This is a genomic window from Leptospira yasudae (assembly GCF_003545925.1).
GTDB lineage: Bacteria > Spirochaetota > Leptospiria > Leptospirales > Leptospiraceae > Leptospira > Leptospira yasudae.
In genome coordinates this window covers 37,810-55,165 of record NZ_QHCU01000006.1, presented here as the reverse complement: position 1 = coordinate 55,165, position 17,356 = coordinate 37,810, and the positions used below count along the sequence as shown (strand labels likewise).

Annotated in this window: 16 protein-coding genes; 9 read left to right on the top strand and 7 right to left on the bottom strand. The window is 46.0% G+C overall.

Going from position 1 to position 17,356, the window contains the following annotated elements:
• The first annotated feature begins 35 nt into the window (after window positions 1–35).
• The 4 genes from DLM76_RS16600 (at window position 36) to DLM76_RS16585 (ending at window position 2,950) form a co-directional block, all read left to right on the top strand.
• Window positions 36–542 carry a chemotaxis protein CheD gene (locus DLM76_RS16600; protein WP_118957159.1) on the top strand — a complete coding sequence of 169 codons (507 nt, stop codon included), beginning with the start codon at window positions 36–38 and terminating at the stop codon, window positions 540–542.
• 6 nt (window positions 543–548) lie between these two features.
• Window positions 549–1,400, top strand: a complete 852-nt coding sequence (locus DLM76_RS16595; protein WP_118957160.1) for an HDOD domain-containing protein — start codon at window positions 549–551, stop codon at window positions 1,398–1,400.
• Window positions 1,397–1,936, top strand: a complete 540-nt coding sequence (locus DLM76_RS16590) for a shikimate kinase (protein WP_118957161.1) — start codon at window positions 1,397–1,399, stop codon at window positions 1,934–1,936. Before DLM76_RS16595 ends, DLM76_RS16590 begins: the two co-directional genes overlap by 4 nt.
• A 117-nt stretch (window positions 1,937–2,053) precedes the next feature.
• On the top strand, window positions 2,054–2,950 hold the full coding sequence (locus DLM76_RS16585) for a tyrosine-type recombinase/integrase (RefSeq protein WP_118957162.1): 897 nt from the start codon (window positions 2,054–2,056) through the stop codon (window positions 2,948–2,950).
• 72 nt (window positions 2,951–3,022) lie between these two features.
• Here the strand turns inward: DLM76_RS16585 and DLM76_RS16580 are convergent, their stop codons facing one another.
• The 4 genes from DLM76_RS16580 to DLM76_RS16565 form a co-directional block, all read right to left on the bottom strand.
• Window positions 3,023–4,450 carry an MFS transporter gene (locus DLM76_RS16580; protein WP_118957257.1) on the bottom strand — a complete coding sequence of 476 codons (1,428 nt, stop codon included), beginning with the start codon at window positions 4,448–4,450 and terminating at the stop codon, window positions 3,023–3,025.
• A 22-nt stretch (window positions 4,451–4,472) separates the two neighbouring features.
• The gene (locus tag DLM76_RS16575; RefSeq protein WP_118957163.1) at window positions 4,473–5,279 is read right to left on the bottom strand and encodes an SDR family NAD(P)-dependent oxidoreductase; all 807 of its coding nucleotides are present in this window, start codon (window positions 5,277–5,279) and stop codon (window positions 4,473–4,475) included.
• A gap of 24 nt (window positions 5,280–5,303) precedes the next feature.
• Window positions 5,304–6,407 (bottom strand): MBL fold metallo-hydrolase, encoded by a 1,104-nt coding sequence (locus DLM76_RS16570; protein ID WP_118965884.1) that lies wholly within the window; start codon window positions 6,405–6,407, stop codon window positions 5,304–5,306.
• A 63-nt stretch (window positions 6,408–6,470) separates the two neighbouring features.
• Window positions 6,471–6,839 carry a hypothetical protein gene (locus DLM76_RS16565; protein WP_118965883.1) on the bottom strand — a complete coding sequence of 123 codons (369 nt, stop codon included), beginning with the start codon at window positions 6,837–6,839 and terminating at the stop codon, window positions 6,471–6,473.
• A 482-nt stretch (window positions 6,840–7,321) separates the two neighbouring features.
• On the opposite strand from DLM76_RS16565, the gene DLM76_RS16560 reads away from it, so the two are divergent.
• Window positions 7,322–8,554, top strand: coding sequence for a hypothetical protein (locus DLM76_RS16560; RefSeq protein WP_147455802.1), 1,233 nt, complete (start codon window positions 7,322–7,324; stop codon window positions 8,552–8,554).
• A gap of 15 nt (window positions 8,555–8,569) precedes the next feature.
• Here DLM76_RS16560 and DLM76_RS16555 read toward each other — a convergent pair whose 3' ends face one another.
• Window positions 8,570–10,744: a 7TM diverse intracellular signaling domain-containing protein gene (locus DLM76_RS16555; RefSeq protein WP_118965881.1), complete on the bottom strand. Its 2,175-nt coding sequence runs from the start codon at window positions 10,742–10,744 to the stop codon at window positions 8,570–8,572.
• Between the two features lie 180 nt (window positions 10,745–10,924).
• On the opposite strand from DLM76_RS16555, the gene DLM76_RS16550 reads away from it, so the two are divergent.
• Window positions 10,925–11,404, top strand: coding sequence for a peroxiredoxin (locus tag DLM76_RS16550; RefSeq protein WP_118957167.1), 480 nt, complete (start codon window positions 10,925–10,927; stop codon window positions 11,402–11,404).
• Entirely contained in the window at window positions 11,405–13,144 is a 1,740-nt protein-coding gene (locus DLM76_RS16545) for a M61 family metallopeptidase (protein WP_118965880.1), read from the top strand.
• Here the strand turns inward: DLM76_RS16545 and DLM76_RS16540 are convergent.
• Together DLM76_RS16540 and DLM76_RS16535 are read right to left on the bottom strand one after the other, a co-directional pair.
• Window positions 13,120–13,662 carry a DUF1564 domain-containing protein gene (locus DLM76_RS16540; RefSeq protein ID WP_118965879.1) on the bottom strand — a complete coding sequence of 181 codons (543 nt, stop codon included), beginning with the start codon at window positions 13,660–13,662 and terminating at the stop codon, window positions 13,120–13,122. The two genes, DLM76_RS16545 and DLM76_RS16540, sit on opposite strands and share 25 nt — an antisense overlap.
• An 87-nt stretch (window positions 13,663–13,749) precedes the next feature.
• A complete protein-coding gene (locus DLM76_RS16535) occupies window positions 13,750–14,505 on the bottom strand; it encodes an SDR family NAD(P)-dependent oxidoreductase (protein ID WP_118957258.1) in 756 nt (251 codons plus the stop codon).
• A gap of 76 nt (window positions 14,506–14,581) precedes the next feature.
• On the opposite strand from DLM76_RS16535, the gene argB reads away from it, so the two are divergent.
• Both argB and DLM76_RS16525 read left to right on the top strand, forming a co-directional pair.
• On the top strand, window positions 14,582–15,454 hold the full coding sequence (argB, locus tag DLM76_RS16530) for an acetylglutamate kinase (protein ID WP_118965878.1): 873 nt from the start codon (window positions 14,582–14,584) through the stop codon (window positions 15,452–15,454).
• Window positions 15,455–15,607: 153 nt separating this feature from the next.
• Window positions 15,608–17,356: a GAF domain-containing SpoIIE family protein phosphatase gene (locus tag DLM76_RS16525; RefSeq protein ID WP_118957171.1), complete on the top strand. Its 1,749-nt coding sequence runs from the start codon at window positions 15,608–15,610 to the stop codon at window positions 17,354–17,356.

Here is a 17,356-nt window from a genome sequence, read left to right as displayed (position 1 = left end):
ACTAGAACTATTTACCACCGGGAATTCTGGACACAATGCTGGCAAAAGGAACGAAAGTAGTCAACGTAGGTATCGCCGATCTGCAAGGCGCGCAATCTCCCGAAATTTTGAGAACCACTTTGGGTTCCTGTATCGGCGTGGTTTTTTACGCTCCCGATAAAAAGATCGGAGCGATGGCGCACTTCATGCTTTCCAAAGATCCGGGCGGAAAAGACGCTCAGAAAAATCCTTATAAATACGCAGAAACCGCCATTCCGCTTTTGATTAAGAAGATGAGCGAGATGGGTTGTAATCCGGGAGATTATTCCGTGCGTTTATTCGGCGGAGCTTCGATGTTCAAGGGAGTTCAATCCAGCTTTCTGCAGAACATCGGCGAACAGAACATTCTTACCGCAAGAGCCATTTTAGAGCAAAATAAAATCCCTTTGATCGTGGAAGACGTCGGAGGCAACGACGGTAGAACCATCAGCTTGTATTTGGACGACGGCCGTGTCCTTTTAAAAAAGGGCGGGTTTGAAAAGTACCTCTACAAGGTCAGGTAAGAAAAGATGAAAGAAAAAATAGACCAACTCTTTTTAAACGACGCTCAGCTCCCGAGAATTTCATCCGTGGTCACGAAAGTGATGCAGATGGTTCAAAAACAAGACGTGGCGATTCCCGATCTCGCAAAAGAAATTTCGAACGATCCGGGATTAACGACGGAAGTGATCAAACTTTCCAACTCCGCATACTACCGCGCCGCGAAGCCGATCAAAACGGTGCAGGAATCCCTCATGACCTTGGGAATCAAAACGGTAAAAGACATCATCCTTCTTACCGCCGCGAGAGGAATCATGAAGAAGGATCTGAAAGGATATCAGGTCGAAGCGGAAGACAACTGGATTCATTCTCTCACCGTAGCGGAACTTTCCAAACGAATCTGCGAACAAAAGAAACTCAAAGTCGGTTCCGATCTCGCGTTCACCGGCGGACTTCTGCATAACATCGGTAAGGTGATTCTCGCGGATTTTTTTCCTGCGGTGATCGTAAATCTCAGGGAAGAATTGAAAGTTCATTCTTCTTCTTTTGAAGAACTGGAACGCAAACATTTCGGATATTCCCACGAAGAAGCCGGAGCAAAACTATTAGCAAAATGGAATTTTCCGAAAGAGCTGGTTCACGTAGCGGAACACTACAGCAAACCGGAAAACGAAACCGAATTCCCCGAATTGGTTTCGGTGATTCACGTTTCTCATTCGATCACGGTCGCCGCCGGAGTGGGAATCGATATCGCGGGATTGTCCACGCCGATTTCCAATAAAGCTTTGCAGATTTTAGGAATTACGGATTCTGACTTGCAGATGTATTATACGGTTCTTCCCGAAATACAGAAACATATCCGTGAGTTAATCCAGGCTTGAAAAAAAACCTCGCTTTGATCGGTCCCAGAGGGGTCGGAAAATCCAAAGTCTCCCGTAAACTTTCCAAACTGACCGGAATGCCCGTCGTTTCGACGGATATGATCGCCGTGTATGAGATCGGGGGAATTTCCATTCCCGAATTCATACAAAAAAACGAAGGGGACTGGAGAGCGTTTCGAGATTTAGAGTTTCGAATATTAGAAAAATTAAAAACCTCCAACGGAATCATCTTAGATTGCGGAGGCGGGATATTGTTTGATTTGGATACAAAAGGAAAAGAAATCCTCAGCACCCGCAAAATTGAACTTTTAAAATCCATCGCCGTCGTTTTCGGACTTTCCCGATCCACGGAAACTCTCGTGGAAAAGATCCAAAATGATCCGACCCGCCCTCCTTTAAGCGCCGTTACATCCTACCGCAACATTTTGGAAAGTCGGCTTCCCCACTACAAAAGCGTTTCCGACTACTACTTAGAAATCGATGATTTGAAGGTCGAAGAGGTTTGTTCCAGAATTCTGCAGAAAATCGAATATTGAATTGACACATTTTAGAAATATTTGGTTCCCTTTTTTCAAAGCTTTTAGAAAAACAATAATAAAAACCGTTTAAAGGCAACTAACGAGCCCTAAAAACGGGATGAGCAGGGAAGAAAGATGTCAGAATTGGACGTTCCAAAAAAGAACAAACACTCGATCGAAAGACTTACCAAGATTATCCGGCAGAGAAACTACAAAAAAGCTACGGCTTATACTTACCTAAAATACAATTTAGATTTTCTGCATTTTGCGGATAAACCCGCGGAAAAGATCACTCTCAAAGACTTGAACCGTTATATGGATCACTTAAGGAAGAGAAAGGTCTCCTCCTCTACGATTCAGATCAACGTCAGCTCCTTGAAAATGTTCTTTGAAGACGTGATGAAGATGGATCTGTTCCGCGATTTTCAAAGACCCGTGCGGGAATACAATAATCCGAACGCGATCACTTTTAAAGAAATGCAGAATATTCTAAGAACTGCATCTATCAACGCGAAACACGAATTGATGTGCGGTTTGGTTTATTTCGGAGGTCTTCGCGTGGGAGAATTGATCTCTCTTCGCTGGACGCATCTGGATTTAAAACGAAGATCGATTCAGATCAAATCCCCGATTCTTTCCCAATCCAGAACCGTGGAAATTCCGGTGGAACTCGGATCTCTGATTAAAAAATACGAGAAGGAAGTTTTTACCGTAGCCAACGCCTATCTGTTTCCGGGAAAGAGTTCCGGATCGCATACGACATCGCGGAACGTGGAACGAATCATTTCCGAGATCGGAAGAAGCTCGGGGATTTCCAGTCCGGTTACGGTCTTTACGCTAAGACACAGCCGAGCCTTGCATCTGATTGCGGACGGTTCTTCTCTGAATCACGTAAAGGATTTTCTCGGTCACAAAACCTTGGCGAGTACGGAATCGTACATTCCGGTTAAGAAAAATCTTCGCGCTTCCGTACGGGAAAAATCAAGACAGGATGCACTGCGAAACATCCGAAAGAAATTTAGAACAGGCTGAGCCGATCACGATTCAAAAAAATAGAATGAATCGAAACTTCGTTTCCAAATAAAAAAATTAGAGTGAGTTCCCCTACGAACGATTCGATCGATCGGTTGTTCGCAAAGCCCTTTTCCTCAATAGAAGCGATTGGATTCGTTCATGTCTTTCTTTCGTAAGAGGCATGAATAAAAAGAGAAAGGATCCGATAAGAAAAAAACTTCCTACAACCGGTCCGAATAGGATCGAAAGCCGAAATCCGAGTTCCGGAATCTGTTCGATCGATCCTTCTTGATATCCGATTGCGCTGAGTAGAATTCCTCCGAGACCGAGTCCGAGCGCCCTTGCGATTTTCGTGGCCATTTTCCAAAGACCGAAAAACCAACCTTCCCGTTTTTCCCCGGTTTTGAGTTCGTCGTAGTCGACGATATCCGCAACGAGAGAATCGAAAAGCAATACCGCACCCGCAAAAAATCCTCCGAATACGGCTGCAAACAGGATGGGGAAAATCCCTCTTTCCGGGAAGAGAGGATAAACGACCACCGTCATTGATCCTAAGAGAAACACACCCCAGAATGCGGGAGTTTTTTTCCCGAACTTCCCCGCGAGAAACACCCAAAGCAGGATGGAAAGGATCAGACACAATACGAACGGAAGCAGAATCGCCAAACCGATTTCCGCTTCGGTCAAACGAATTCTATATTTGTAATATAGATTTACGATCGAAGAGTTGAAGGTTCTTCCGAAGGTGGCCGTGATAAAGGCGAGCAACAACGGGAGAAAATACTGATTTTTGAATACGCTCGTGATTTGACGAGACCAAGAAAGACTTCTCCGTTTCGAAACCGAATTTCGATTCGGCATCGGCTCGTTTCGATCCCTACCCCGAGTCGCTATAAACGTCAGAACCGCGGTTGCCGTTAAAATACAAGCGATCGTGATCGAAGTATAACTTCTTGTGATCAAAAGTCTTTCCGTTTCATTCGAGGTCGGGAAGACCGCGGAATAGACGGAAGGTAAAATCAGAACAAGAATGAATCCCACGTTGCTGAAGAAAAATCTCCATCCGAAAATTCTTGTTCTTTCCCGAGGTTCGAACGACATTTCTCCGCCGAGGGCGATATGCGGTACCGCAAGAATCGTCATCGACGTGTTCACGAGCAGATAGATTCCTAAGAGAAAGAAAAACTTCTCCGTTTGCGTTCCCAATGCGGGAGGAGAAAACATGAAAAAAACGGAAAGTCCTAACAGAATCCCTCCGATTAAAATGTACGGTCTCCGCTTACCGAATCTGGATCGACTGTGATCGGAGATATAACCCATCAGCGGATCGGAAACCGCGTCCCAAAGAACCGCCACGGCCAGAGCGATGCCGGCTAACGCGGGTTTGAGCCCGATCGCGGTTACGAAAAATTCGAGTAAATAGATTTGAGCGAGAACTTCGACGGCGGTGATTCCGATCTCGGCGGTCGCATAACCCGCCATAACTCGGACGGGAATGGGTTTTGAATTCGGGTTCATCATCGCAATCGCGAACGAATGTCTATCCTTTGACGTAAGTCGATTGTTTCTTTAAACCTTTGCGTTTGAGCATCGGGCCGAGAATTCCCGCCGTTGCAGGAAACGCGTTTCCGATCTTGGCAAGAATTCCTCTGCTTCCCGGTATCAAAACTTCCAGCGGCTTTTTGGTCAGAACTTTTCCGAGAATAATTCCGGTCACTTCTTCCGCGGTTAATACCTTATCTCCGGAGAATGTCATCGAAGCTTGTTCGTAATCCTTTTGCAGATCGAGCATCGGAGTTTTGATCGCGTCCGGGCAAACAACGGTAACGAATACGTTTTTTTCTTTCAGTTCTTGCGCGATCGCGAGTGAAAATCCGCGGACCGCAAACTTAGAAGTGGAATACAAGGAGATTCCCGAGATCGGCGCGACTCCCGCAAGAGAAGCGATGTTTACGATATGACCGGCGCCCGCGGCCACCATTCTCGCTGCGGCCTCTCTCGTTCCATACATAACGCCCTTTGCATTGATGTCCATGTGACGATCGATATGGGCCGCAGGAACCTCGTAGATATAACCGGGAAGAAGATAACCGGCAACGTTCAAAAGCGCGTCGATCTTTCCCCATTTTTTATACGCGAGATCCATCACCTTCTTCCAATCGTTCGGCGAAGTTACGTCGAGTTTGGAAACGAGAACGCGGTCCTTTTCGTTTTTCCAAGGAGAAGCGAATTTTTTGAGTTCTTTTTCGTTGATGTCCGTGATCAGGATCGAATGTCCCGCGGCAAAGGCCTCTTTCGCCAATTCTTTTCCGAGTCCGCCCGCACAACCGGTAATCATTAAAATCATAATATTCTATTTCCTTGTTATAGATTATACGACCGGAGAACCGAAAGAAAGTCTTCCGAAACTGAACGTAGGCGCCGTTCCCGGAAAAAGCCAATAGCTCGTCATTTCCGAGGAAGGCATCACGTTGTAGAAGTTCGGATTACGGGAGGACTTCCCCGCCATTTCCTTTTCCTGAACCATGGAGATATATTGTTCCAAGCCGATTTCGAGAGTGTTTCCGTTTAAAATCACTTCCATTCCGGTCGCCTTTGCGTATTTACGGACGCCCGGAATTCTCGAATGCAAAGGGGAATAACTGTCCGCGCTCACTCCGTTCTCGCTCGAAACGAAAATTCCTTCGGGAGTATGTGCCACCAAGGAATGATTTCCCGCCGTATGACCCGGAGTGCGGATCAGCGCGACGCCCTGTCCGAGTTCGACGTCTCCGTCCAAAACGACGATACGATCGCTCGCGACTCCGCCGGTTCCGTTCGGACAATACCAATCCGATTGAGGAGGAAGAAGCCCTTGTACGGAATCCCATTCCTGTTTCATGACGAGAAGTTTAGCATTCGGGAAATATCCCTTTTCTCCGTTTGCGCCGAGCCATTTGCGGATGTCCTGCGTATGAAGATGATCATACGAAATATAATCCACCTTTTCCGGAGAGATCCCCGCATCTTCGAGACATTCTTCCACCGTGTTTAGGATCGGAGCGATGATCTTTTTACCGATGGATTGAAACGGACCGAAACCTTCGGCGAGCCGTTTAAAGAACGGGGTTTCCGCGTTCCCGTCCAAGTCGGAAGGAGAAAACAAAAGAGTTTTGATTCCTTCCGAAGTTTTGTACTGAACGATGAACAAACGATTGAGGATATGCATGTACGGGGTCGGAAGGCTATACGCATTTAAGAGCGCATAACGCGTCGGATACGGAACCCGCACCAGATCGTAGGATCTGTAAAAGACAACCTGCGAACCGGATAACATCTTCTCCCGAAACTTTCGGGAACGTTTCCGAACGTCTTCCAGGCGATCCACAGGATGCGGAAGATCTCTGGAACCAACAAAGTCAGGAATGGACTTGATTGAAGAATCCTTTTTCGCTTTGGATGCGGACGTCGTTTTGTTTGCGGTTGCCTTTGCCATCTTCAATTTCCTCGATTGATCAGTATGATAAGATTCGGATCTTCAAAGTCAATGCAAACGATCTTAGAAAGGTTTGTAGAGAACGATGTAAGAAACGACGAGTCCGAGCAAAGGAAAGCCGAACCAGAACACTTTTCCCAAAGATGGTTTTTTATAAACCGCCGTCAAAAGTCCGCCGTAAGCGAGCCAGATCGCGAACTTTGCGACGACCCAACCCGGCCAAGGCCAAAGAATTCCGAGTCTTGCGAGCATTCCAAATCCGCCTAACAGGATTAAGAACATTCCGATTCCGTGCGTGATCGCCACGATTTTACGATTGGTGAATTCCTTATTTCCTCCGTTGAGAACGTGAAGCGTCACCCCGCCGAGCGCGGTAAAAAGGAGAAGAATTCCGAAGATGTGAACCATTTTATATACGGTGTAAGAAATCATAAACCAGTGTTTCCTTGTTGATCGTCGTATGTTCTCCGATCGAGAACCGCCTGACAAGGCGGCCGAAGGCGCAACGTGTCGCTCACGGCAGTCCAATCTTCCGGGGAGAATGGACTTTGGCAACGATTGTTTGTCGAATGTTACGGTGTAAAAAGGCTTATTTCTAAAAACGCAGGATTGTAAATGGACACACTGTTCGAAAAGATATAGCGGAATCGCTTTTTAAAGTAACGAAAATCTTCGAATTCACAAAATGATCGTATTTTCAAATCAAAATTTTCTTGCATTGGGTGCGTTTGTGATTTTTATGGTTATAAAAAATCACAAACGAGATATTTTTTTCAAAGCAAAAATTTTTAAACAAGTGTGCTGAATTTAAGGATGTTTGTTACAAAATTTTATTATTCGTAAGATAGTCAAGAATTCGCTATGGCTTTGCTTTGAAAAGAATTCCGGATTGTGAACAGATTCGAGGGATTCACATGAATTTTAAAGGGAATTTGATTTTGTTAGGTTTATTTGCGCTAAACATTACTGGTTTAGCGGCACAAAATCAGGGGGATGCGCCATCACCTGCGCCGTCTTCTTCAAAGGAAAGAAACGTTGAAATGTTCTTCAGAGTAACCGATAATCAGATCAACTCTGCAACGGCTAAGAACGCCATTCTAACCCAAAATTCTTTAATGTTAAACAAGGCATTCGGTGGAACGAGCTTCATGTCCTTTCCGAGTACTCAAAATTTTAGAGGCAAGGGCTTTGATTGGGGGATGGGGATTCAGAATGGGATCTATAAAAGTAACATTTTAGTTTCTTATGCTGGTCTTAAAGCGGACGGTTTTCAAAATTTCGAATATGAGAAATCAACGTTAGCGCTTGGATCCGGATCGACGGCTAGTCGGATGACTACGACTTTGTTCGACGACTATATCTATGATAACAATAAGTTAAGAACCGGTCGGATTGGCTATATCGGTGAGATTCTTCCATGGCATGCGAATGCGAATAAGTTTCTTTCGAATATCGGCTTTAGATTCGGGTTGGAATTGAACGGAAATTCTACTCAGCTCAATTCGACTTATAACGTTTATTCTTCCAGTCTTTCCACGACAGCGAGCTCGGGCGCAACAACAACCTCTCAGCTCAATTCGATCGACTTTTTAACACAAAGAAAAATCGATTATTATGAAGCGTTTGTAAACGGAGTGATCGGTTTAAGCTATACTCTTGAACTTAAGGAAAAACACCGATTCTTCATTAGTGTAGAACACTTTGAAAGCGTCGCAAATAGCGGGAAATATTCCGAGGAAGTAAAAGCATTCGTCAACCTGAGTTCTATATCTGGATCTTCTTCATCCAGTTCTGCAAGTCCTTTGTTAATTCCGTTTACGACAAAAGTAAAAGGCGGGGCTACCACGGAACTCGTCGGAAATCGATTTCAATTCGGATACACGTATCAATTTACGGAATTATTTGGTTTGAATCTTTCTTACGGTTATTGGGATGCAACGCATTCTGTTACTGATTCGAAAGTGAAAGAGACGGCAAATCCGCTGACTTTAATCGGCTCGATGTTTTCAGGCTCATCCTCCTCGAGTTCGTCAATGAGCTCCGCTTTACTAGGATTCTATTTTTCGGGAGCGCCTGCACTCGGACCGTTGCCATCGACTCGCGACGTAAGATCACAAATTTCGATCGCAGCAACACTTAGATATTGAGAGTAAGCTCAAGGTTTACTTTTCGAGAAGATGTTGAACTCCGATCCAGTTGCCGGTCGGAGGGGAAGCGATGTATTCCTGACAACGTTTGCGGTACAGAATCGAAACGATATCTTCCGGAAAAACCTTGAGCGCTTGTTCGAAGTTGATCAGCGCTTCCTGAAAGTCTGCGACCTTATAGAGAATGATTCCTCTCGTTATCAGAGGAAGGGTCGTGTCTTTCAGTTTTCGGATATGAGGCGCGTCGGCTTCGTAAACTTCGTAGATGATGATCGGATCCGTTTTGCCTTTGACGACCACCGAATCGATTTCACGGATCGCAAGACCGTCCGCGATCGTCATCGAAGAAAGTGTGTTCTTTGTTACGAGAATATCCGCGCGATACAGGTTCGTTAAACTTTCCAAACGGGACGCAACGTTGACCGTATCTCCAATCACGGTCGTATCGAGACGGGAACGGCTTCCCACGGTGCCGAGCATCAAGTTCCCCGTGTTGATTCCGATTCCGATCTTCAATCCTCGAAAGTGAGAATCCTTCGCTTCCGCGTTGATTGCCTGCACCTTCTTTTTCATTTCGATCGCAGCGAGAATGGCTTTGTCCGCGGAAGTTTTTCCCTGTAGACTCGGATGTATCGCTTCCCCTTCTCCCGAAAAGAGCGCGAGAATCCCGTCGCCCATGAACTTATCCACAAAACCTTCGTGTTTTTGAATCACCGGTTCCATGCTTGCGAGATAGTCGTTGATAAAGCGGAAGTTTTCCTCGGGAGTCATCTGCTCGGAGATCGTGGTAAACGAACGGATGTCCGTGAACAAAACGCTCATCTCTTTTAACACCGAGTCGCCTAGATTGACTTCCACGGCGGAATCTTTTCCGAGAACGTTCAAGAATTGCACCGGAACAAAACGAAAGAACGCGTTCTTTTGTCTGGCGAGCTCCAACTTTTGCTGACTGAGTTCGATGTTTAAGTCTTCCGATTGACGATACAGGGAAATGAACCGGTTCGCAAGAATCGTCGTCAACGCGACAACGAACAGAAAATAGGCGAACTGAGTAAAACGGATTCCCGATTGAAAAAAGACCGAATCGATCACGTCGTAGACGGCGATAAAAACCACGGTGAACATACTCGTCGCCAGAAGAATCGCGTCCTTCTTTCTTAAATAAACCGCCTTGCTCATAAAGTAGAGAAGATAAACGAGGGTGGGAAGAATCGAAATCTGCCAAAGACGAAGACTGGTCATCGTATAACGGAATGGCTCCACAAGAGTGGCGATCGCGATCAAAACGCTTAGGACAAGAATCCCGAACAGAACCTTGGAAAACTTCGCTCTTCCGTAAAAATAATCCTGCATAAACAGAAGAAACATCGGAGCCAAAAGGGAAACCGAAGCATATTCAATTCTTGTAATCCAGGTCGTATCGTGAATGACGTCGAACGCGAGATTGGATCGGGAAAGGGAATACAAGGCCATCGAAACGCTGAAGATTCCGAAGTAGAGATTGTAACGATCCTCTCTTCGTTTCGCGTAGATCAGAAGATGATACAAACCGAAAAAGATATAAATCGTATTCAGACAAAGATTGACGAGAGTGGAAATCTCGCCGGAAAGTTTCTGTTCGGTCGTGATCGAATAATCTCCGTCGATGTAAAAACCTAGATCCACGTTCTTAGAAAGCGCGGAAGCCGGAACGTCGCCGATCAAACGGAACGTCAGAAGATTCTCCCCCGATTTCAAAAGACTGGAATCCAAGGGAAGACGAAGACTGCGGATGGTTCTTCGAACCAGCATTTCTTTTCCGGAAGAATCCAAATGAATTTCCCGATCCAGAGAATGACCGTTTAAGTAGATTTCCCAGTTTTCTCCGATGGATTCTAGATATAAGAAAATGGGTTTGTAGATTTTCGTTTTCTGAAAGTCTTCCTCGATTTGAAACCGAGTCTGCAAAGTGAATTCTTTCAAACCCACTCCGATCGGAGTTTCGAAAATTTCGTTGAGAACGATCGGAAACGCGGTGATCGTTTTCACTTTCGGAGAAGAAGAGTCGATTCCTTTGAGATATTCTTTTTTAAAGTCGTCGACCGCGATCCAATTTCCTTTTCTCAGATCGATCGGTTTCCAAGCCTCTTGCGATTCGGAAAAGAGTACGGATGGAATGAGCGCGCAAAGGAAGAATAGAATCGTTTTCAAAGTAATTGTTTTCCGTTTGGGAGAAGAATTGGTTCTCTCGAGAGAAGTATATGGATTAGAAGTTTAGATTGTCTAATTTTCAACATTTTTATTCCAAACGTCGTCCAAATCTTAGAATTCGTTTTGAAAAGCGGTTGCATCCCGGTTCCAATCGTTATTCTTGCTACGGAGGAAATTCGAATGTCAGATTCAGTGTTGGGAGCCAATGTTCCCTCGGTCAGTTTGGAAAGTACGGAAGGAAAGAGCGTGAAACTTCCGGACGACATCGCGGGTTCTTGGACTTTATTGTATTTTTATCCGAAAGACGATACTCCCGGTTGCACCAAACAAGCCTGCAGTTATCGAGACAATATGGGAGAATTCAAAAAGATCGGTGCGAAGGTCTACGGAGTGAGCTTGGATAATTTGGATTCTCACGGAAACTTTATCCAGAAGTATTCCTTAAACTTTCCGCTTTTATCCGATCCCGATCACAAATTGAGCGAAGCTCTCGGCGTATACGGAGATCAGGAATGGAGAGGCAAGGTGTTCAAGGGACTTTCCAGAGATTCGTTTTTGATTTCTCCCGAGGGAAAGATCCAAAAGGTTTGGAGAAAAGTTGACCCGACGACCACGGTGGAAGAAACTCTCCAAGAGATTTCCAAAGCCAGCGGTAAATGATTGTCTAAACTTCACTTTGTAATTCAAGAATATCAGCTTACGGGACACTATCTCCAAGTGGAATTGGAGATGGAGTCCTCCAAAAAAGAAACGATTCTATCCCTACCCGTTTGGTCTCCCGGATCGTATATGGTTCGGGATTATTCCAGACATATCCACAAGCTCGAAGCGTTTGCAAGCGGCAAGAACGGCAAAAAGTTAGAAGTCGTCGAAATCGGTTTGGATTCTTGGAGCGTTCGTTCCGAGGGAGAATCCTTTCGTGTTCGCTACGTGGTCTACGGATTCGACTATTCCGTCCGTTCGAACTATTTCACCACGGAATATTGTCTGCTTCATCCGCCCGCGTTGTTTTTGTATCCTCGCGACGAGGAAGTTTCCGAAATTACATTAGAAATATCGAATGCGCTTCCGTTCGAATACTGTCATTCCGGTTTGAACGGGAAGGGCCGCAAACGTTCCTCCGCTTCCCTGGACGAATTTTTCGACGCGCCTATTCTTTTGTCGAACCGACCTTCGATTCCGTTTCGCAGCGGAGAATGCGATCATGAGATCGTTCTCGAGGGAGAACTTCCCAAATCCGTTCAGAAAACGCTGATTCCCGATCTTCAAAAGATTACGGAGGAGCAGATCCGTTCTCTCGGAGGATCGCCGAACGCGCGTTATCTGTTTATCCTGATTCTTTCCGAAGGCGCTTACGGAGGTTTGGAACATCTCAATTCTTCCGTGAATATGTACGATCCCCTGAAGGCGTTGTCGAAGGACGGATATTTAAAACTTCTCGAACTTTTATCCCACGAATACTTTCATCTTTGGAACGTAAAACGCATTCGCCCGATCGCACTCGGACCGTTCGATTATCAAAAACCGAATTTGACCCGCGAACTTTGGATTGCGGAGGGAATCACTTCCTTTTATGACGCCTACTTTTTAGTGCGAACCAAACATCTGAATGCGGAATCGTATCTGGCAAAGGTGATGGAAGATCTTCAGAGTTTGGAAAAATCCGAGGGTGAATCTTGGATGAGTCTGGAGGATTCTTCATTTACGGCTTGGACGAAGTTCTACAATCGTCCGAACGATCCGAACGCGAATAACACTGGAATTTCGTATTATGTTAAGGGAGGAATTCTCGCGCTTGCGATGGATCTGCATCTCTTATCGGAAACGGGCGGCAAACATTCCCTTCTGGACGTGATGAACGAAGTCTATCAAACTTTTTTTGTCGGGAAAAACCGGGGTTTTACGAAAATCGAATTTTTCGAGTCCGCCAAAAAACGGACCGGGGTCGATCTCAAATTGGAATTCGGAAATTATCTGGACAAGGCGATTGCGATCCCGATCGAGAATTACTTTCACAAAATCGGTGTTAAGCGGTCGGATTCGAGCCCCGGAGTGGAACTCGGCTTTTCCACGAGAGAAGAACGGGGAAATCTCGTGATCGGCAAAGTCGATTGGAAAATTTTGGACGCTTCCGTCGATCTGAGTCAAGGAGACGAATGGATCGCGTTGAATGGAACTCGGATTCATTCCGGAAATCGAAAGGATCTTTTGAAGCAGTTTAAGGCGGGAGATAAGATCGAACTTTTGATCGCACGGCGCGGCAAGATTCTCAAGCGAAAGTTGAAACTCTCGAAACGATTTCAGACGAGTCAGTTTAAGTTCGACGAACACGCGAACGACAAACAAAAGAAATTGCGCGGCCTGTTCTTCGGAAGTCAGGAAGGGAACCAATCTCGGTAGTCTAACGTAAGGAAATAGGGGTCCGGTCCGCATTCGAGTTTGCGGATTGCCCGGTTGTCGAGAAGGTCTAGGTGGAGGATGTAACTGTAATACCGGTGAAATGTGGGAACTCCCTCATTCATCGGATTCACGATAGAATCTCCGACTCCCAGTTCCTCCAACCACAGAAGATAATTAAACAGAAAACAGCGGGACACGCCGTGTGCTTGAGCCAACGTCCCTAGAAAAGTCCAGCTACCGGTACTAATCCGAGCGTTCACGCGGACCAATCTATTTTTGCCCTGGCAGCAGGGCTGATAAAGGGTGCGTCTTGCGTCCTTTCCGATACGTTTTGCGGCGGACATATATTTCCCATACCGTCTCAAAAGCTCGGGAATTCTTTTCGGAAGTTTCTTCGCGTCCCGCTCCGAAAAGCGTCGCAAAGTTTGTTCCGGAATTAAAAGGGTGACCGTAATCGAATATTCATCTTGAAGTTGCGAACGGATTTCATGATCCGTATTTAAAAACATATATCCCATATCGGATACGGTTCCGGGGAAAGGTGACGGAGACTGTTTGGCCCAAATTTTTTACCGAAACATCACCCCGGAGAATCACGCTTGAATTTATACAGCTGTGATTCCTCCGTCCACCGCCCAATTCGCTCCGTTGATATACGAAGATTCTTCGCTTAACAAAAACGAAACGACCCGCGCCACTTCCGAAGGAGAAGCGATCTTTTTGGAAGGAGTCATTTCTAAAATTTTCCGTCGATGATCGGAAACCTGATCTTCCTGAATTCCCATCGAAGTTTCCATATAACCGGGGCTGATCGCGTTTGCGGTGATACCGAATCCGCCCCACTCGTCCGCCAAGGATTTTGCAAAACCGATCAACGCGTGTTTGGAAGAGGAATACGCGACCGAATTCGCCGATCCGATCAAGGACAAGGAGGAAGCGATGAACAACAATCTTCCTAGTTGCAGATTTTTGAATATAGGCAAAAGAACCTTCGTGATTCGGAACGCGGAACGAATGTTGATCGAAAAAATCCGATCCCATTCCTCCGGACTTACTTTCGTCAGATCGTGATACGGACCTCCGTAACCGGCGCAGTGAATCAACGCGTACGGAACTTCATCCTCGGAAGCCAGACGATTCTTCCATTCCGCCAAAGAAGAATCCAGCTGATCGTCCTTTGTCAGATCCGTTTCGCAAAAGAATTCTCCCGAAAGAAGCGCAACGGGCGGACGAACGTCCAAATTAAAAACGGAATATCCTTCCGTGGTAAGAGAAGCGGCGATCGCTCTTCCGAGACCTCCGCTTCCGCCGGTAAGAATCACGTTCTTTCTTTGTTTCGATTTTGGATCGTTCCGAGTCACTCTTCTAACTCCGTTGGTTTCTTCTATTCTGTATTTCTGGATGACAGAGAGCGGCACAAGGAATCTTTTGTTTCTCATGGAAAAACTTTTGGAAAGAGTCAATCATATCCTCGAAGCCCTCCCTTATATCACCAAATACGCGGGCAAGACGGTCGTGATCAAATACGGCGGGGCCGCAATGGCAAAGGCCGATTTGAAAGAATCTTTCGCAAAGGACATCGTTCTTTTAAAATACGTGGGAATTCATCCCGTAATCGTTCACGGAGGCGGACCCGAAATCAACCGTCTCTTGGAAAATCTTAAGATTCCTACCGAGTTCGTTCACGGACATCGGGTCACCGACGCGCAGACGATGGACGTCGTCGAAATGGTTCTCACCGGAAAGGTGAATAAACAGATCGTCTCCATGATCAACGCGCAAGGCGGAAAGGCCGTGGGAATTTCCGGCAAGGACGGCAATCTCGCGAAGGCGGTCAAAACTCCCATCGAGATCGAACTCGAAGGAAAGGAAAAAGAACTCTTCGATGTGGGCCTCGTCGGAAAAATCGAATCCGTAAATCCGGAAATTCTTCACAACCTCCAGAAGGAAGGATTCATTCCGGTCATTTCTCCGGTCGCAGAATCCGCCGAAGGAGACAGTCTAAACATCAACGCGGATACGTTTGCGGGAGAAATCGCGGGCGCTCTCAAAGCGGAGAAGTTGATTCTTCTTACGGACACCGAAGGAATTCTCATCGACGGAAAATTGGCCACCGGTCTCAATCGAGGCAAAGTAAAGGATTATATTCGAAAGGGAGAAATTTCCGGCGGAATGATTCCAAAGGTGGAATGTTGTCTTACCGCGATCGACCAAGGCGTGCGAAGAACGCATATTATTGACGGAAGAGTTCCTCATTCGATCCTGATCGAAATTTTTACGGATCAAGGAATCGGTTCGTTGATCGAATAAAAATCCGCCCTTCAGAAAAATAAACCTTTTGGTTAGGTTCGTTTTTTTGAAAAATTTCCGAGCGTCGATTGTTATCGAAACTCCTTGACAGAGAATACTTTCTTGTGTCCAATGATTGAATTCTTCTTTTAGAACGGTCCGTTAACCCCCTTTATGAGTGAAAGGCAACTATCCTTATCCCTAATTTCCGATATTACGGCGAGAATCAACTCGACCGACGACCTGGAAGAACTTCTCGGCATCATCATAGAAACCACAAAGGACGTTCTCAACACGGAAGGATGTTCCCTTCTTCTCTATGACCGCGACGAGGATTGTCTCGTGTTCAACGTCGCCAAGGGAACCAAGGGAGAATCTTTGACCGAACTCAAGGTTCCCCGCGGCAAAGGAATCGCCGGTATGGTTTTGGAAACCCTCGAGCCGGTCATCGTCAACGACGCCGCCAACGATCCCCGCATTTATAGAAACATCGACGAAACCGTAGGATTCGTGACCAACAACCTCATCTGCGTTCCGATGAGTACGCAGGGTGAAATCCAAGGGGTTTTGGAAGCCGTCAATTCTCTCGGAAGAGAAGAATTCACGAATAAGGACATTAAGGTTCTGCAATATCTTTCGGATCTCGCGGCGATTGCGATTCGGAATCGAAGACTCATCCGCGATCTCAAAAGCCGCGCGAACGAATTGGACTGCCTATTTCAACTCAGCCAGGCGATTTCGAACATCGAGGCGATGGATCAGTTTCTCAATCTCACAGTAAACTCGATTTCGGAAGTGATGGGAGCGGAACGCGTTTCATTGATCTTCTTCAATCCGAAAACCGGAAAATACGAACTCAAAAAAAGCATCGGCTTCAGTCTCGAAGATGAAGAACACTTCATCAACGAAAAGGAAGGAGTGATCAAACATATCATCGAAACCGGGGCCCCGATTCTCGTTCAAAACACTTCCGGCTTCATGGAAGAATGGGTTCGTCCCGAACGATACAAAACGAAATCCTTTATCTCCGTTCCGATCCGACAAGACGGAAAGATCATCGGAATTCTAAACTCCGCGGATAAAAAATCGGGGAACAGTTTCAACAACGCGGATCAAAACGTTTTGAGTACGATCTCGAATCAGATCGCGGAAGCGTACAATTCTCTTCTTTCCAAGGATCAAAAAGAAAAACTCAATTCGATCCGAAGAGATATGCAGATCGCTTCTCAGATTCAGGTGAATTCTTTACCGAACATTCCGAAAAAGATCCAAGGACTCGAACTCGAAACGAGTTACATCGCGTCCAAAGAAATCGGCGGAGACTTTTACGATCTCATCTATCACAACCCGGACGAGGTAAGCGTGTTGATTGCGGACGTTTCCGGAAAGGGAATCGCCGCGGCGCTCTTTATGGAATTCTCCAAGACGATTATCGCCGGAGAAGTTTCCCGAAATTCTTCGACGAGCATCAGTTTGATGAGCGCGAATCGGATCATCCAAGAAAAGTCCGGTTATTTTATGTTCGTCACCGTTATGCTCGCTCGGATCAATATGGCGAAACGAAGAATCCGTTATTCGAGCGCGGGTCACAACGAACAGCTTCTTTACAAGGCCAAAGAAAAGAAGGTCACGAGTCTTTCCGGAAAAGGAATGCCTCTCGGGATCAAGGAATCCGAAATCGACGAACACGAAATCGATTATTCTCCCGGAGATCTTTTGATTCTTTATACGGACGGAGTGAGCGAGGCGATGAACGAATCGAACGAGATGTACGGTTTGGAAAATCTGACCAAGCTCATCGAACGAAACGGAGAAATGCCTCTCAGCGCTTTGAAGGAACTCATCATCGATACGACCGACGCGTTCCGCGGAGAAGCCGATCCGCACGACGACTACACTCTCTTTATGGTCCGTCTTCCGTAA

Excerpts from the sequence above, each read along its gene's own strand:
- DLM76_RS16570 (WP_118965884.1), bottom strand. The coding sequence starts at position 6,407 with ATGGCAAAGGCAACCGCAAACAAAACGACGTCCGCATCCAAAGCGAAA.
- DLM76_RS16540 (WP_118965879.1), bottom strand. The coding sequence starts at position 13,662 with ATGGGATATATGTTTTTAAATACGGATCATGAAATCCGTTCGCAACTT.
- DLM76_RS16550 (WP_118957167.1), top strand. The coding sequence starts at position 10,925 with ATGTCAGATTCAGTGTTGGGAGCCAATGTTCCCTCGGTCAGTTTGGAA.
- DLM76_RS16565 (WP_118965883.1), bottom strand. The coding sequence starts at position 6,839 with ATGATTTCTTACACCGTATATAAAATGGTTCACATCTTCGGAATTCTT.
- DLM76_RS16595 (WP_118957160.1), top strand. The coding sequence starts at position 549 with ATGAAAGAAAAAATAGACCAACTCTTTTTAAACGACGCTCAGCTCCCG.
- argB (WP_118965878.1), top strand. The coding sequence starts at position 14,582 with ATGGAAAAACTTTTGGAAAGAGTCAATCATATCCTCGAAGCCCTCCCT.
- DLM76_RS16600 (WP_118957159.1), top strand. The coding sequence starts at position 36 with ATGCTGGCAAAAGGAACGAAAGTAGTCAACGTAGGTATCGCCGATCTG.
- DLM76_RS16525 (WP_118957171.1), top strand. The coding sequence starts at position 15,608 with ATGAGTGAAAGGCAACTATCCTTATCCCTAATTTCCGATATTACGGCG.
- DLM76_RS16585 (WP_118957162.1), top strand. The coding sequence starts at position 2,054 with ATGTCAGAATTGGACGTTCCAAAAAAGAACAAACACTCGATCGAAAGA.
- DLM76_RS16580 (WP_118957257.1), bottom strand. The coding sequence starts at position 4,450 with ATGAACCCGAATTCAAAACCCATTCCCGTCCGAGTTATGGCGGGTTAT.
- DLM76_RS16560 (WP_147455802.1), top strand. The coding sequence starts at position 7,322 with ATGAATTTTAAAGGGAATTTGATTTTGTTAGGTTTATTTGCGCTAAAC.
- DLM76_RS16575 (WP_118957163.1), bottom strand. The coding sequence starts at position 5,279 with ATGATTTTAATGATTACCGGTTGTGCGGGCGGACTCGGAAAAGAATTG.